At 61.2% G+C, this 15,664-nt stretch carries 12 protein-coding genes; 7 read left to right on the top strand and 5 right to left on the bottom strand.

Features of this window, described 5'->3' with window-relative positions; translation table 11 throughout:
• The first annotated feature begins 114 nt into the window (after window positions 1–114).
• Both KDL09_RS21190 and KDL09_RS21195 read left to right on the top strand, forming a co-directional pair.
• The gene (locus tag KDL09_RS21190) at window positions 115–2,994 is read left to right on the top strand and encodes an autotransporter domain-containing protein (RefSeq protein ID WP_294389541.1); all 2,880 of its coding nucleotides are present in this window, start codon (window positions 115–117) and stop codon (window positions 2,992–2,994) included.
• Between the two features lie 190 nt (window positions 2,995–3,184).
• Window positions 3,185–3,820, top strand: a complete 636-nt coding sequence (locus tag KDL09_RS21195) for a hypothetical protein (RefSeq protein WP_294389548.1) — start codon at window positions 3,185–3,187, stop codon at window positions 3,818–3,820.
• A gap of 27 nt (window positions 3,821–3,847) precedes the next feature.
• On the opposite strand, the gene truB is transcribed toward KDL09_RS21195, so the two are convergent.
• From truB to nusA, 5 genes are all read right to left on the bottom strand, one after another.
• Entirely contained in the window at window positions 3,848–4,579 is a 732-nt protein-coding gene (gene truB / locus KDL09_RS21200; protein WP_294389550.1) for a tRNA pseudouridine(55) synthase TruB, read from the bottom strand.
• Window positions 4,557–5,543 (bottom strand): bifunctional oligoribonuclease/PAP phosphatase NrnA, encoded by a 987-nt coding sequence (locus tag KDL09_RS21205; protein WP_294389552.1) that lies wholly within the window; start codon window positions 5,541–5,543, stop codon window positions 4,557–4,559. Before KDL09_RS21205 ends, truB begins: the two co-directional genes overlap by 23 nt.
• Window positions 5,543–5,929 carry a 30S ribosome-binding factor RbfA gene (rbfA, locus tag KDL09_RS21210; RefSeq protein ID WP_294389555.1) on the bottom strand — a complete coding sequence of 129 codons (387 nt, stop codon included), beginning with the start codon at window positions 5,927–5,929 and terminating at the stop codon, window positions 5,543–5,545. Before rbfA ends, KDL09_RS21205 begins: the two co-directional genes overlap by 1 nt.
• 75 nt (window positions 5,930–6,004) lie before the next feature.
• On the bottom strand, window positions 6,005–8,248 hold the full coding sequence (infB, locus tag KDL09_RS21215; RefSeq protein ID WP_294389557.1) for a translation initiation factor IF-2: 2,244 nt from the start codon (window positions 8,246–8,248) through the stop codon (window positions 6,005–6,007).
• Window positions 8,249–8,337: 89 nt separating this feature from the next.
• A complete protein-coding gene (gene nusA / locus KDL09_RS21220; RefSeq protein WP_294389559.1) occupies window positions 8,338–9,603 on the bottom strand; it encodes a transcription termination factor NusA in 1,266 nt (421 codons plus the stop codon).
• A 243-nt stretch (window positions 9,604–9,846) separates the two neighbouring features.
• On the opposite strand from nusA, the gene KDL09_RS21225 reads away from it, so the two are divergent.
• From KDL09_RS21225 to KDL09_RS21245, 5 genes are all read left to right on the top strand, one after another.
• Complete coding sequence (locus KDL09_RS21225; RefSeq protein WP_294389562.1) at window positions 9,847–10,896, top strand: metallophosphoesterase; 1,050 nt, start codon at window positions 9,847–9,849, stop codon at window positions 10,894–10,896.
• Between the two features lie 40 nt (window positions 10,897–10,936).
• Window positions 10,937–12,361 (top strand): sulfatase, encoded by a 1,425-nt coding sequence (locus KDL09_RS21230; protein WP_294389565.1) that lies wholly within the window; start codon window positions 10,937–10,939, stop codon window positions 12,359–12,361.
• Window positions 12,362–12,450: 89 nt separating this feature from the next.
• Window positions 12,451–13,779, top strand: coding sequence for an ammonium transporter (locus KDL09_RS21235; protein ID WP_294389568.1), 1,329 nt, complete (start codon window positions 12,451–12,453; stop codon window positions 13,777–13,779).
• 144 nt (window positions 13,780–13,923) lie between these two features.
• Entirely contained in the window at window positions 13,924–14,889 is a 966-nt protein-coding gene (locus tag KDL09_RS21240) for an ABC transporter ATP-binding protein (protein WP_294389571.1), read from the top strand.
• On the top strand, window positions 14,886–15,644 hold the full coding sequence (locus tag KDL09_RS21245) for an ABC transporter permease (RefSeq protein WP_294389576.1): 759 nt from the start codon (window positions 14,886–14,888) through the stop codon (window positions 15,642–15,644). The genes KDL09_RS21240 and KDL09_RS21245 overlap by 4 nt, the downstream gene beginning before the upstream one ends.
• Window positions 15,645–15,664: the final 20 nt, after the last annotated feature.

The raw sequence follows: 15,664 nt of genomic DNA on the forward strand, positions 1-15,664 counted from the left end.
AGCGTGAGCGATACGGATGGTTTTTTTGAATGATACGGCGACCCCCGAGACCTACCCTCTTTCCCCACCCGACGCTCTTCCAATATCAACAGGCTTTATATCGGCGGTTCCGGCATGGGGGAGCTCAATGTGAGCGGCAGCGGCAGCGTGAGCAATACGACTGGCTATCTGGGTCAGCTAAGCGGCGCGGTGGGCACGGCGAATGTGAGCGGCGGGAGCTGGACCAGCAGCGGCATTCTCTATGTCGGCGATGCCGGCACGGGGCAGCTCAATGTCAGTGGCAGCGGCAGCGTGAGCAACACGGACGGCTATCTGGGTTACAACAGCAGCGGGGTGGGCACGGCGAACGTCAGCGGCGGGAGCTGGACCAACAGCAGCACTCTTATTGTCGGCAATTCCGGCACAGGGCAGCTCAATGTGAGCGGCGGCAGCGTGAGCAATACGTCTGGCACTCTGGGTTACAACAGCAGCGGGGTGGGCACGGCGAATGTCAGCAGCGGAAGCTGGACCAACAGCAGCGGTCTCTTTGTCGGCTTATTCGGGACGGGGGAGCTCAATGTGAGTGGCAGTGGCAGCGTGAGCAGCAACGGGGGCAGCCTGGGCAATCAGAACGGGTCCGCGGGCACGGTGAACGTGAGCGGCGGAAGCTGGACCAACAGCAACCTGCTTGTTGTCGGCAATTTCGGCACGGGGGAGCTGAATGTGAGCGGCAGCGGCAGCGTGAGCAACACGAATGGCTATCTGGGGAATGATAGCGGCGGGGTGGGCACGGCGACTGTGAGCGGCGGAAGCTGGACCAACAGCAGCTTTCTTGTTATCGGCGGTGCCGGCACAGGGCAGCTCAATGTGAGCGGCGGCAGCGTGAGCAATACGTCCGGCACTCTGGGTTTCAACAGCGGCGGGGTGGGCACGGCGACGGTGAGCGGCGGGACCTGGACCAACAGCAGCAGTCTCTTTGTCGGCAGTTCCGGCACGGGGGAACTCAATGTGAGCGGCGGCAGCGTGAGCAACACGAATGGCACTCTGGGTTTCAACAGCGGCTCGGTGGGCACGGCGAATGTGAGCGGAGGGAGCTGGACCAGCAGCGGCAGTCTCTACGTCGGCTACAGCGGAACGGGGGAAGTGAACCTCACGGACAGCGGCGTGGTGAACGTGGGTGCTGGCGGCAGCGGCACGGTAACGCTGGCCAGTGATGTCGCGAGCAGCGGCACTCTCAACATGGGAACCGGCGGCGCTGCCGGCACGCTCAATGCCGCCGTCGTGACCGGCGGCAGCGGCACGGCCGCGGTGAACTTCAATCACACCAATGACATCAGCTTCGATCCGCAGCTCGCCGGCAGCCTGTCGGTGACCAAGGCTGGCACGGGCATCACCAACCTCACCGCCGACAGCACTTACACCGGCGCCACGAACGTGACCGTCGGCACTCTCGCGATCAGCGGCAGCCTCTCTGGCGCAGGAGACGTGACGGTGGCGTCCAACGCCATCCTCACGGGTAATGGCTCCGTGACCACCGCGGTGGACCAGTCGGTGTTCCTCAATGGCATCCTCAACCTGCAGCGCGTGGGCTCCGCTGACGCGGCCATCTTTTCGGTGAGCACCAGCGGCACTGGAGCGCTCGTTTTGGGCGCGGGAAGCGTCATCGCCGTCGATCTCATCACGGGAGCGGGCCTCGGGGACAACACGACGGTCGTTGGCGCGTCGGACACGCTCAACCTGACGGGCATCCTCAATGCCAGCGCCGGCGGCACGCTGCTGATTGGCAATCCCAATGCGATGACCGGATTCGTCGGCGGGGACAGTTGGCAGCTCATCAATCTCAACGGCGGCGCTGGCAGCATTGTCGGCAGCCTGGCGGTGAGTGATTCCTCACTCGGCCTCAGTGCCACGCAGGTCGGCCAGTTCGATCCAACCACCGGCGTTTACACCGTGGTGGACGCGGTGGGAGGACTGCAGACCGCCGCCTTGCAGGACCAGGCGATTCTCAGCTCGATTCAGGGCGCGCTCGCCGACGTCAACGGCCGTCTCTTCATGCTGCGCGCCGGTGAGGGCGAAGAGGAAGGCGATGGAAGCCTCGCCGCTTCCCTCGACGACGGCGTGGTGGTGGGACAGGGCGACGGACCGGAGGAAAGTCCTGTCACTCAAATGGTGCGACGCTCCCGCCAGTGGGAGGTTTTCACCACGGTCAACTATGCCAACGTCAGCCTCAGCGGCATCGGCACCCAAGCCGGCATGGACGCACAGACCTGGTCCCCGAGCGTCGGCATCGAGCGCCACTTCACCCGCCATCTGGCGTTGGGATTCGCGGCCTCGTTCATCAACACCCACCAGTCGTATGCCAACAGCCTCGGCACGCTCAACATTCAGGGCCTGGCGCTCTCCGCCTATGCCTCCTACGTGCGGCGGTCATTCTGGGTGGATACGCTCTACAGCTTTGGCATGCTGGACATCGATTCCTCACGCAATCCGGGTGTGGGCCTGCCCACCGCCAATGGCGACACCACGGCCTGGACCAACACGGTGCAGTTCAACTCCGGCTGGACCTTCCGCTTTCAGAACAACACCTTCGTCACCGGCCCGTTCATCGGACTGGATTACACCAACGTGGCCGTGGACGCCTACACGGAGACAGGCGGCGGTCTCGCAGCGCTGGCGTATGGCAGCCGCAGCTTCGATTCGCTCATCAGCCGAGTCGGCTGGGTGGCGAGCAAGAAGTTCAAGACGAACTGGGCCACCATCACGTCGCAGCTGCGCCTGAGCTACGAACGCCAGAACATCACCCACAACAACGCCACCAGCGCGTCTTTGGTGAACCTGCCGTTGACGACCACCACGCGTAACGAGGCGCCCGGACAGGACTACATGGTTCTCGGCACCGGCGTGAATTTTCAGTTCACCGACAGCCTGAGCCTCATGCTGAACTACTCCCTCCAGCTCTTCCGTCAGGACATGCAGGCGCATTTCGCCTCGGTGCGGTTCATCTACTCGTATTAAGACGCTTTGATCAGGCCCGGGGCCTGCAGTTCAACCACGGGGGTGACCGGACCTGAAAGCTTCCGCTCCTTTGAGGGAAATGGGATGGGGCGGCCTGCCTTTGAGCAAGAACGGGAGGCAGGAGGGGCGTTTGGGAAGAGCGCGCCGTGAGCGCAGGCCTCAGGCCGGCCGAATCAACCGCCCCTTCCCCATGAACGAAAAACTCGACTCCCTGCTGGAAAGAATGCGTGTGCTGGAAAAGGACATCGTGCGCGAGCTGCAACGGAAGGAGGCCGAGTTCTTCTACGAAGTGCGCCAGGGCAAGGTGCGCTTCACCGAGGAGGCGCGCGCGAGGCACAAGCTGCTGGTGAAGCGCTTCGCCGCCTATGTGCGCGATTCGCGCTTCATGATCCTGCTCACCACTCCGGTGATCTGGTCCTGCATCATACCCATCGCGCTGATGGATCTGTTCATGACCGTGTATCAGGCGATCTGCTTCCCGATCTACGGCATTCCGAAGGTGAAGCGGAGCGACTACATCAAGCTGGACCGGCGGCATCTGTCCTACCTGAACTGGGCGGAGAAATTCAACTGCGAATACTGCGGCTACGCCAACGGGGTGATCGCCTGCGCCACGGAGATCGCGGCGCGCACGGAACAGTACTGGTGCCCGATCAAACACGCGCTGCGCATGAAGTCGATGCACAGCCGCTACCGGCATTTCTTCGACTACGGCGATGCGGAACACTACCGGCAGCAGATCGAAACGGTGCGCCGCTCGTTTGAAGACATCGAACAGGAAAGCGCGCAGGAAACCAGCGCACCCGCCTCCACCCCATCGGCCTGACCGAAGCCTGGCGGCAGCCCCGCGTGCTTACGCGCCGCGGAGCTTGGAGACGTCGTAGAGGGAGAGCATGGCGGCGAGGACTTCGTCGCGTTTGCCTCCCTTGAGCATGTCAAAGGTGACGTGCTTGCCGGGGAGAAGCTTGAAGTGGCCGGAGCGTGTGCGGCGCAGGGAGCTCAGGTGCGCACCGCAGCCGAGCTTCTGGCCGATGTCGTGCGCGTAGGTGCGGACGTAGAAGCCTTTGCTGCAGACGACGCGGAAGTCGACCTCCGGCGGAGCGAAGCGGGTGATCTCGTAATCGTACACGCGGACGAAGCGCGGCTCGCGCTCCACCTCCTGGCCCTTGCGTGCGAGCTTGTAGAGCGGGACGCCGCCGATCTTGATGGCGGAGACCATCGGGGGCATCTGGTAGAAGTCACCCTTCAGGGAGTCGAACGCGGCCTTCACTTGATCCAGCGTGAGATCCGCGGGCACGGGCTTTTCTTCAACGACCTCGCCTTCGGCGTCCTGGGTGTTGGTGGTCTTCCCGAGCGTGATGGTGCCGGTGTATTCCTTGTCCTCGGACATGAGGAGGTCGGAGAGACGGGTGCCGTTGCCAAGCACGAGGATGAGCATGCCGGTGGCCATGGGGTCGAGCGTGCCGCAGTGGCCGATCTTCTTCATGTTCAGGCAGCGCCGGGCCACGGCGACGACATCATGCGAGGTCATGTCCTGGCCTTTGTCCACCAGGAGGACGCCGCTAATCAATTCGTCTGACTTCATCTTCGAGTGCCTGTAAAAATTTCTCCGCAGCTTCTTCAATGGGGCCCTTCAGGCGCGCACCGGATGCGAGGCGATGACCGCCGCCGCCAAACTTGGAGCAGATGACCGAGACATCGAGGCGGTTGTCCTTGGAACGCGCGCTGACGCGCACCTTGCCGCCTTCCACGTCTTCAAAGATGACGCAGCTGACGACGGAGTCGATCATGCGCAGCGTGTCGATGAGACCTTCGGTGTCGCCGGGGTCCATGGAGATCTCGTCCATGAGCTTCTGCTTGAGCTGCCAGCTGACAATGCGGCCGTCGGCGCGGAATTCCATGTGGTTGAGCATGTCGCGCATGAGCGCGAGACGGCGCAGCGGATAGGAATGGTAGGCGAACTGCGCGAGACGCGCGGTGTCGAGCCCGGCCTCGATCATTTCAGCGGCGATGCGGTGCGTCCGCGCGTTGGTGGCGGGATATTGGAAAGAACCGGTGTCCGTGGAGATGGCGATGAAGAGATTCTGCCGGACGGCGTCGTCGACGGGCAGGCCGTGCTCGGTGAGCAGATTGTAGATGATCTGGCCGGTCGCGGGAGAGTCGGAGTCGATGAGATTGAGCGTCCCGTAGCGCGGATTGGTGGGATGATGATCGATGTTCACCAGCAGCGGCGCGGGATCGAGCAGCGCCTTGCACTTCGCGCCGATGCGCTCATGCGTGGCGGTGTCGAGCGCGATGGCGAGATCGACTTGCAGCGGCTCGGAGCCAGGCTGAATCACGGTGTCGGTGCCAGGAAGGAAGGCGAGGTTGGACGGGACGCCGTCTTCGAGGAGGGCGATGACGTCCTTGCCAAGAGCGCGGAGGCTCAGGGCGAGGCCGAGGACAGAGCCCACGGCGTCACCATCAGGACGCACATGAGCGACGACGGCGATGCGCTGCGCGGAGCGCATGGCTGCAACGATTTCAGCGGTGGAGGAGTTTTCGGGCATTACTTCGGAGGCGTGTCTTCGGGCGGCGTCTCCTCAGGAAGATCTGGCAGCGGCGGCGGAAGATTGTCGATGATGTTGAGCAGCGGCACGCCGCGTTCGACGGACTTGTCGAGCCGGAAGAAGAGCTGCGGACTGCAGCGCAGCTTGACGCGCTTGTAGAGATCCCGCTGGATGAAGCCGCGGGCCTTCGTGAGCTTTTCGATGGCGGCGTCCTGCTGGTGCGGTTTGCCGATGACTCCGACGTACACAAAGCACTGGCGCATGTCGGGCGTGACACTGACCTCGTGAATGGTCACGAGGCAGTTCTCAATGCGGAAATCCTTTTCAAGGATGACGCTGAGCTCACGGCGAATGAGTTCGCAGACTTTTTGGACTCGGAGGGACATGGCGCAAATGGCGGAGGGCTGAGGGCGAAGGGGTCGGAGTTCTGGACTCTACACCCTTTGCCCTTCGCCACACGCTTAGAGTGTCTGGGCGATCTTCTCGAGTTCGTAGCACTCGATGACATCGTTTTCTTCGTAGTCGCTGAAGCCGGAGAGCTTGATGCCGCACTCGAGGCCGTTGCGAACCTCGCCGACTTCATCCTGGAAGCGACGAAGGGTTTCGAAGCCGCCGTCATAGACGGCCTGGCCGTCACGCAGCACACGGGCACGCTGCTTGCGCTGCATGCTGCCGTCCGTGACGACGGAACCGCCGACGAAGCCCTTGTGGACCTTGAACACCTGCTTCACGCGGGCGTGGCCGAGAATCTTCTCGCGAGTGATCGGATCGAGCAGGCCGGCCATGGCCTCCTTCACCTGATCGATCAGTTCGTAGATGATGGAATAGAGCTTCACCTGCACGTTCTCGCGTTTTGCAGTGGTGAGGGCCTTGTTCTCCACCTTGACGTTGAAGCCGAGGATGATGGCGTCAGACGCGCTGGCGAGCAGCACGTCGGATTCGTTGATGGCACCGACCTCCTTGTGCAAAATGTCGAGGTTGCACTTGTCGCTCTTGATGTCGGTGAGGCACTTCGCGATGGCCTCGACCGAGCCCTGAACGTCACACTTGAGCACGATCTTGAGGGCCTTCTTGTTGCTGTCCTCGATGCTGGCAAAGAGGTGCTCCAGGGTGGAACGACGCGGCACGCTGAGTTTCTTCTGGCGCAGCTCTTCGAGGCGCTCCTCGCTGAGCTTTTTGACATCGCGTTCGCTGCTCATGACGACGACCTCGTCGCCGACGTGAGGCATGTCGCTGAAGCCGATGACTTCGCAGGGCATGCCGGGAAGGACTTCCTTGATGGCCTCGCCGCGGTCGTTGATCAGCGCCTTGACCTTGCCCCAGAGGGGGCCACAGATGAAGGGCTGGCCGACCTTGAGCGTGCCCTGGCCGATGATGACCGTGGCCACGGGGCCCTTGCCGGCAACCATGGACGATTCGATGACCGTGGCGCGTGGGGACGCCTTGGGATCCGCCTTGAGTTCGAGCACTTCCGCCTGGAGGGACATCGTCTCGAGCAGGTTGTCGAGTCCGAGCCCGCTCTTGGCGGAGACTTCCATGACTTCGATCTCACCACCCCAGTCCACCGGTGCAAGACCGATGTCTTGAAGCTGGCTCTTCACGCGCATGACGTTCGCGGTGGGCAGATCGCACTTGTTCAAGGCGACCATGAGCTGCACGCCGGCGGCCTTGGCATGGCTGAGCGCTTCCTTAGTCTGCGGCATGATGCCGTCGTCCGCCGCAATGACGAGCACGACGATGTCGGTGACGTTGGCGCCACGGGCACGCATGGCGGAGAACGCGGCGTGACCGGGGGTGTCGATGAAGGTGATGGGCTTGCCGTTGTGGAAGATGCAGTAGGCACCGATGTGCTGGGTGATGCCGCCTGCTTCACCCGCGGTGACTTGCGTCTTGCGCAACGCGTCAAGCAGCGAGGTCTTGCCGTGGTCCACGTGGCCCATGAAGGTGATGATCGGCGCTCGGAGTTCGAGTTTGTCCTCCTCCACCTCTTCAACCGGTTGGGCCTCGGGCTCAACGATGACTTCCTCGACCTTGTGAACGCCGCCGCCTTTCTCGCGCTTGTCACGCTCGAGTTTGAAGCCGTGCTTCTCGCAGATCTTCTCGGCGATTTCAATGTCGATCGCCTTGTCCGCGCTGGCGAACACCTTGAAGGCGATGAGTTCGGAAATGATCTTGAAGGGCTTCAGGCCCATCTTGTCCGCGAGGTCCTTGACCACGATCGGCGGCTTCAAGTGAATGATCTTTTCACCGTTTTCCCCGAGTTCGAATTCCGGCACCGGCGCCTCCGGAGGCGGAGCATGCACGATAGGAACGATCGGCTTCGGCGTCGTGTCTTCGATCAGCAGCGAGATCGGAGGCAGAGCGCTCTGCTGGACTTCGGGGGCGGGCCGACGACGCACCTTCGGCTTGTCATCGTCTTCAAAAAGATTCAATGCGGCGGCCTTCTGCTCATCCACCGAGGGCTTGGCGGGGGCGGCCGGTTCCTCCTTCTTCGGAGCGGGAGCGGCCTTTTTCGCTCCCAGGGGTGGCAGTGCCGATCCTTCTTTGGCGGCGCCCCTGCTGCGGGGCTTCTTCTCCTCAATCAACGAAAGCACCTTGTCTTTGCCTGATTTTTTCGGCTTGGCACTTTCGACAGGCAGTTCCTCGCTACCGACCTCGTCGGTGGAAGTCTTGCTCTTTTTGGAGGATGAGGGCTTGCTGGGCATGAGAAAAGTGGATCGGGCGAGCGGCGTTGGGGGCTGGCTGGTCGGAGGGTTTGGGGTGTTTTAAAGTCGTTGTCATGGCGGCACAGGGGCTACTCCGACTCAGGAGCTGAAGCATGTGCGGCGGCCTTTTCAAAAATTTGACGGGCCATTTCGGCGTCACCACCGAGCACTTCGGCAATGTCGTCCACATCGACCCCGGTGGCCAGCGTTTTGAGATCGCCCATGCCACCTTCGGTGAGCTGGCGGGCGACGTCCTCGGAAATGTCCAAGGCTTCCATGAGATGATGCACGGCACTGCCCATCTGGCCTTCGAAGACCTCAGCGGCGTGCTCATCCTTCTCGATGACGAGGTCCATGCCGACGAGACGGGAGGTCAGGCGGGCGTTCTGACCACGACGGCCGATGGCCTTGGAAAGATCTTCATCGCTGACGGTGAGCCGCGCCTCTTTCTTCTCAGTGTTTACCGAGATCGAGATGACCTTGATCGGTTTCAGGGCTTCGCGCACGAACTCGGCGGGGTCGGCCTTCCAGCGGATGATGTCCACCTTCTCATTGTTCAGTTCACGGACGATGTTCTTCACACGTGCTCCACGCAGGCCCACGCAGGCGCCCACAGGATCCACCTTTTCGTCAGCGCTGTGCACGGCCACCTTGGTGCGGTAACCAGCCTCACGGGCGATGCTGGCGATCTCCACGGTGCGGTCACCGATTTCGCTGACTTCGAATTCAAACAGACGGCGCACAAAGTTCGGATGGGCGCGGGAGAGGATGATCTCCGGTCCGCGTCCGCTGTCCTTTTCCACCGCCTTGACGTAGAAACGCATGCGGTCGCCTGGGGTGTAATCCTCGGTGGAGACACGCTCCTTGGAAGTCATCACACCTTCGAACTTGCCGAGGTCGATGATCACATCGGACTTTTCAAAACGGCGCACCACGCCGCTGACGACGTCACCGGTGCGGTCCTTGAACTCGTCATAGAGGTTTTCCTTCTCCGCCATGCGCAGGCGCTGCAGCATCGTCTGCTTCGCGGTCTGGGCGGCAATGCGGCCCATGTTGTTCGGCGTGACTTCGACTTCGATCTCGTCACCCACGACAGCGTCTTTCTTGAAGCGTTTGGCCGTGGGAAGCGGAAGTTCCTCCCATCGGTTGGTCACGGTCTCGACGGCGATCAGTTTGGCAAACGCCTTGATGGTGCCCTTGTCGGGATCGATGTCGATGCGCAGTTCACGCGCAGGACCGATGCTTTTCTTGGAGGCGGCGAGCAATGCCTGTGACAGGGCCTCGACCATCTTGTTGCGGTCGATTCCTTTCTCTTTCTCGTAGTAATCGAAAAGGGCTTTAAGTTCGCTGATCATAAAAAATTCGTGATGTCACCAGACAAAAAAGAGCGGGGAAGGCCCCACTCTCGCCATAAAAACGTTAATTCTGTCCGGGAAGGACGGCGATCATAAAGGAATGCTAGGAATCGGCAAGCGGAAAAAGGGCGCAATTCCTTGGCTTCTCTAGGATTTCGCCCCAACACCGCGGCTAGTTGCAGATCCTTTGCCGACCCGGCCATTCAGTTGCAAAGAAAGGCTCCACCCGGCGTTGCCTTGCCCATGTTTTTACGCTGCCTCCCGTCTCTGTTCCTCGCAAGCCTCACCTTGGCTCAAGAGGCCCCCAAGACCGCGGCCAAAACTTCACCGCTGCCGGCCTTGCAGCCTGCCTCGGCCCAAATGGAACCCGGAGCACCGGAGGTGGTGCCAGGAGGCTTCACCATCGCCATTCTGCCGGACACGCAGTTTTACGCCCAGTTGCACCCGGAGATCTTCCACAGGCAGACGCAATGGCTGGCGGACAACGCCACGAAGTACGGCATCCGTTTTGCCATCCAAGTGGGCGACGTCACTGAAACTTCGGCCGATGCTGAGTGGACGGTGGCCCGGGATGCTTTCAAACGCCTCGACGGCAAGGTGCCGTGGGCCAGCGCGCCGGGGAACCACGACTACGGCGGCAAACTGCAGATCAACACCCATCGGACGCCGTTCAGCGTCTGGCTGCCGCTGCCGATGTTCCGCGCCATGCCGACCTTCGGCGGCTCCTACGACGAGGAGCAGCGCAAGGTGGACAACCACTGGCACCAGTTTGAGGCGGGCGACCGCAAATGGCTGGTCATAGGCCTCGAGTTCGCGCCGCGGGCAGACGTCCTGCGTTGGACGAACGACGTGATCGCCGCGCATCCGAAGCACGGCGTCATCCTTTTCACCCACGCCTATCTGGATCCGAGGACCAACGAACGCATCAAGCTCTCGGCCAGCATGGGAAAGGCCAAGGCCGATGAACCCGCCCCGGCCGAAAAGCCCGACACAACACAGCCCGAGGATCTGTGGCAGATGGCGTCGCAACACGCGAATGTGGTGATGATTCTCAGCGGGCATGCCTGCTACACCAATCATCGCACCAGCACGGCAAAGACGGGGCAGACCGTTCAGGAGATGGTGGTCGATTACCAAAAGGACGTGAACGGCGGCAACGGTTGGCTGCGTCTGCTCCAAGTTCTGCCAGATGGGAAGACGGTGCGCTGCCAGGACTACTCCCCGCTGCTGAACCAGCGCTGCACGCTGCCCGATCGCACCTTCGATTTCGAACTGGCCATGCCCGGCCAGTGAGCCTACTGCATTTCACTTTCCAACCACCTCAATGACAACCATGCGCCCGCTGCTTATCTCCTTGTTAACGTCCATTGCCCTTGTTCAAGCAGCCATCGCCGCCGAAAAACCGAATGTGGTGGTCATCTTCATGGATGACATGGGCTACGCCGACGTTAGCTGCTTCGGCGCTCAGGGATACCATACGCCGAACATCGACAAACTGGCTGCCGACGGTCGAAAGTTCACCAACTTCCACGTCGCCCAACCGGTATGCAGCGCCTCGCGCACGGCGCTGCTCACCGGGTGCTACCCCAATCGCGTCGGCATTCACGGTGCACTCGGACCATCGGCCAAACATGGCATCAATGCGGACGAAATGACCCTCGCCGAACTGGTGAAGCAAAAAGGCTACGCCACCGCCGCCGTCGGGAAATGGCACCTTGGTTCCCTGCCCCAGTTCCTGCCGGTCAAACACGGCTTCGATCAATACTATGGCATTCCCTATTCGAACGACATGTGGCCCTTCCATCCGCAGGCGAAGAAGGGCACTTATCCCAAGCTGCCGATGTATGAAAACGATCATGTCGTGGATGAGGAGATCACCCCAGAGGACCAGACGCATCTCACGACCGACTACACCGCCCGCGGCGTGAGCTTCATCGAGAAGAACAAGGACAAGCCCTTCTTTCTCTACCTGGCCCACAGCATGGTGCATGTGCCGCTGTTTGTGAGCGACAAATTCAAGGGCAAGTCCGGCAAGGGCCTGTTTGGCGATGTCATGATGGAGGTGGACTGGTCCGTGGGCCAGATCGTGGACACGCTGAAGAAGAACGGCCTCGAAGAGAACACCTGGGTCATTTTCACTTCCGACAACGGCCCCTGGCTCAGCTATGGCGATCACGCCGGGAGCGCCGGACCGCTGCGTGAAGGCAAAGGCACCTGCTGGGAGGGTGGCACGCGTGTGACCGGCATCATGAAATGGCCGGGCAAAATTCCCGCCGGCACGACCACGGACACCATGATGATGACCATCGACCTGCTGCCCACCATCGCCCACGTCATCGATGCCAAGCTGCCGGAACACAAGATCGACGGCCTGAACTGCTGGCCCATCGTTTCCGGTGCTCCTGAGGCAAAGAACCCTCACGACTTCTACGCCTTCTACTACGAACAGAATCAACTTCAGGCCATCACTAGTGGCGACGGCCGCTGGAAACTGCAGCTTCCTCACAAGTACCGCAGCCTACCTCCAGAAGCTCCGAAAGCCACCGGGGGCATACCGGTTCTTTATCAGCAGGTCAAAATCGAGCAGCCGGAGCTCTACGACCTCTACACCGACATCAGCGAGTCCAAGAATCTGGCCACCCAAAACCCGGACGAGGTCGCCAAACTTCAGAAGCACGCCGACAGCATTCGGGCCGAACTGGGAGACAGCCTCATGAACATGCCAAAGGGCACGGGCACACGAGAAGCGGGCAAATAGTCACCATTGGGCATCTTGATTGCCAGTTGTCACTTTGGGTTGGCTGTCTAGCATCTGCGGCTCCCAACCCAACCAGCCGCCAACCAACCATGACCCATCCCCTGCTGAAACGCACCGGGAGCGGAGCCTTGCGGAGCTTTTCCGCGACGCTTGCGCTCGCACTCGTGACCACCTCCGCCCATGCCGCCGACGGCTCCACGATCAACAGCGGGGACACGGCCTGGCTGCTGGTCTCGACCGCGCTGGTGCTGTTCATGATGATCCCCGGCCTCGCGCTGTTTTATGCCGGACTGGTGCGTGCGAAAAACATCCTTTCCATCCTGATGCAGTGCTTCGCACTGACCGCCGTGCTGAGCCTCGTGTGGCTCGTCTGCGGTTACTCGCTGTGCTTCAGCGACGGCTGTTCGGTGATCGGCCGCTTCGGCAAAGCCTTTCTCAGCGGTGTCACTCCCGACACGGTGCGCAGCGACTGCCCGACGATCCCGGAACTTCTGCACTTCGCGTATCAAATGATGTTCTTCCTGATCACTCCGGGCCTCTTTATCGGTGCGTTCGCCGAACGTATGAAATTCAAGGCAATCCTCGTGTTCAGCATCGTGTGGAGCCTCGTGGTCTATGCGCCCTGCTGCTACGGCGTGTGGCACAAGGCCGGCGCATTCTTCGGCCTCACGGGCGTGATCGATCTCGCCGGCGGAATCGTGGTGCACATCACGGCCGGAGTCGCGGCCCTCGTGGCCTGTGTGATGGTCGGACCCCGCAAGGAATTCCCCAGCGCCCAGCTCATGCCGCACAATCTGGCGCTGACCATCACCGGAGCGGGCATGCTGTGGGTGGGATGGTTTGGTTTCAATGCGGGCAGCCAGCTCGCCGCGAACGGAGCCGCCGCCATGACGCTCGTCGTCACGCATCTCTCCGCCTGCGCCGCGTCGGTGGTGTGGATGCTGATCGAATGGGTGCGCAATGGCAAGCCGAGCGCCCTTGGCATCGCCACAGGATCCATCGCCGGTCTGGCGGCCATCACGCCTGCTTCGGGCAAGGTCGGACCGATCGGAGCTGTCTGCATTGGCAGTGCCTCCGCCCTGCTCTGCTGGTTGGCCTGCGCCAAGCTGAAGAAGAAATTCGGCTACGACGACTCGCTGGATGTTTTCGGCGTGCACGGCGTCGGCGGCTTCATCGGGACGATCCTGGTCGCCGTGTTTGGCTCCACAGCGTTTGCTGGCGGACTGGGGGACTTCCACATTGGCAAACAACTGCTCACCCAAAGCCTGGCATCGCTTTACACCATCCTCCTGTCCGGCCTTGCGAGCTACGCGATCCTCAAGGTCATCGACCTGACGATCGGCCTGCGTGTCACGCCGGAAGATGAGAATCAGGGGCTCGACCTCGCGGAACACGGTGAGGCCGCCTACAACGACTGATCTCTACGAACGATTCACGAGGGAGACGGCAGCATCCGCCGTCTCCCTCATCATTTTTGCGAATGCCTGATTGCGAATTGTCATTCAGGCGCGCATAGGCTTAAATTTCCCCCTTTAACCCAGCCGCTCCCCTCTCCCCCAGTCATGATTGATGTTCAGGAACTCACCAAGCAGTATGCCGGTCGCACTGCGGTGAACAACATCTCCTTCCAGGTGGAACCCGGGGAGATCGTGGGGTTCCTCGGTCCCAATGGTGCCGGAAAATCGACCACGATGCGGATTCTCAGCGGCTACATGCCTGCCACCTCCGGCAGGGTGCAGGTGGCAGGCTTTGACGTGTTTCATCAGTCGATCCAGGTGCGCCAGTCCGTGGGTTACATGCCGGAGATGGCACCGCTCTACACCGACATGAAAGTGAAAGAGTACCTGCGCTTTCGTGCGGAGCTGAAAGGCCTCTCCGGAGCGTCCATGCGCCGTCGTATTGGCGAGGTGATGGAGCTCACGGGCGTGACCGACATGCGCCGGCGCCTGATTGGCAACCTTTCCAAAGGCTATCGTCAGCGCGTGGCCCTGGCGGATGCCTTGGTGCACAAGCCTCAGCTTCTCATCCTCGACGAACCAACCAACGGCCTGGACCCAGTGCAGATCCGCCACGTCCGCGACCTGCTCCGTAGTTTGAAATCAAAGCACACCGTCCTGCTCTCCACCCACATCCTGCACGAGGTCGAGCAAACCTGCGACCGTGTGGTCATGATTCATCAAGGCCGCATCCGCGCCAATGACACGCCGCAGAACCTCACCCGTCAGTTGCGCTCGACCACGCTGCTTCACCTCGAGGTCGACGGGCCAGGAGGCCTTCAGGAAAAGCTTTTTGCAGTACCCGGCGTGCGGAAAGTCACCGAGGAGGAAAACAGCGCCCCGCCCTGGCGGCGCTTTACCCTACGCGTCGAACCTGATCATGACATTCGGGATGAGGTGATGGAACTCGCCACGCAGCAGAAATGGCGCATCCGCGAGATGCACCGCCAACTGCCCACTCTGGAGGACGTCTTTGTCGAGCTCTCCATGAACGCCGGGACTCCCAACGACATCCCCACGCACGTCCTATGAGGATCTTTTGGATTTTGCTCAAAAAAGAGCTGCACGCTTTCTTTGTTTCGCCGGTCGCCTACGTCGTGCTGGCGCTGGTCATGGTCCTGAATGGATTCGCTTTCCGCGCCGCATTGTCCGTCCTTGAGAGCGCCCCGAGCGACGGCTCCATCGTGAGCTGGACCTTTCATGCCATGTGGTTCTGGCTGTCCTACTTCTTCATCTTTCCGCTGCTCACCATGCGTCTCTTTGCCGAAGAGAAAAAGATGGGGACGCTCGAAACACTCTTCACAGCCCCGGTGCGCGCGTGGCAGGTGGTCGCCTCCAAATACCTGGCGTCGCTGATTGTTTACTGCGTCCTCTGGATGCCGAGCCTGTTCAATTTCAAGTTCGCCCACTGGATCACAGCCGGACAGGTGGAACTGCCGGCGGGCGCCATGCAGGGCGCCTACTTGATTCTCGTCGTGATGGGCATGTTCAATCTTGCCATGGGCTGTTTCGCCTCATCGCTGACAACGAATCAAATCGTCGCCGCAATCATCTCGTTCACGCTGAGCCTCGTGCATTTCCTGCTCGGCATTTTCATCATGGTCGTAGGCCGCAAGATTTCCGACACCATCGTGGATGTCGTCAATTACTTCGCCGCCACGGAACACATCCGCATTTTCACCGCCGGCCTCATCGACAGCCGTCCTCTCATTTACTATGTCAGCATGTCCCTGCTGTTCCTGAGCTTCACGCATCACGTCGTTGAATTCCGCCGCTGGCGTCCTTGAGGCCCGATTGCACCACCATC

It is taken from the genome of Prosthecobacter sp., from assembly GCF_020439865.1.
In the GTDB taxonomy this organism is placed as follows: Bacteria; Verrucomicrobiota; Verrucomicrobiia; order Verrucomicrobiales; family Verrucomicrobiaceae; genus Prosthecobacter.

What these genes read in the sequence shown, in the direction of transcription:
- KDL09_RS21190 (WP_294389541.1), top strand. Translation starts at nt 115, where the DNA reads ATGGGGGAGCTCAATGTGAGCGGCAGCGGCAGCGTGAGCAATACGACT.
- KDL09_RS21195 (WP_294389548.1), top strand. Translation starts at nt 3,185, where the DNA reads ATGAACGAAAAACTCGACTCCCTGCTGGAAAGAATGCGTGTGCTGGAA.
- truB (WP_294389550.1), bottom strand. Translation starts at nt 4,579, where the DNA reads ATGAAGTCAGACGAATTGATTAGCGGCGTCCTCCTGGTGGACAAAGGC.
- KDL09_RS21205 (WP_294389552.1), bottom strand. Translation starts at nt 5,543, where the DNA reads ATGCCCGAAAACTCCTCCACCGCTGAAATCGTTGCAGCCATGCGCTCC.
- rbfA (WP_294389555.1), bottom strand. Translation starts at nt 5,929, where the DNA reads ATGTCCCTCCGAGTCCAAAAAGTCTGCGAACTCATTCGCCGTGAGCTC.
- infB (WP_294389557.1), bottom strand. Translation starts at nt 8,248, where the DNA reads ATGCCCAGCAAGCCCTCATCCTCCAAAAAGAGCAAGACTTCCACCGAC.
- nusA (WP_294389559.1), bottom strand. Translation starts at nt 9,603, where the DNA reads ATGATCAGCGAACTTAAAGCCCTTTTCGATTACTACGAGAAAGAGAAA.
- KDL09_RS21225 (WP_294389562.1), top strand. Translation starts at nt 9,847, where the DNA reads ATGTTTTTACGCTGCCTCCCGTCTCTGTTCCTCGCAAGCCTCACCTTG.
- KDL09_RS21230 (WP_294389565.1), top strand. Translation starts at nt 10,937, where the DNA reads ATGCGCCCGCTGCTTATCTCCTTGTTAACGTCCATTGCCCTTGTTCAA.
- KDL09_RS21235 (WP_294389568.1), top strand. Translation starts at nt 12,451, where the DNA reads ATGACCCATCCCCTGCTGAAACGCACCGGGAGCGGAGCCTTGCGGAGC.
- KDL09_RS21240 (WP_294389571.1), top strand. Translation starts at nt 13,924, where the DNA reads ATGATTGATGTTCAGGAACTCACCAAGCAGTATGCCGGTCGCACTGCG.
- KDL09_RS21245 (WP_294389576.1), top strand. Translation starts at nt 14,886, where the DNA reads ATGAGGATCTTTTGGATTTTGCTCAAAAAAGAGCTGCACGCTTTCTTT.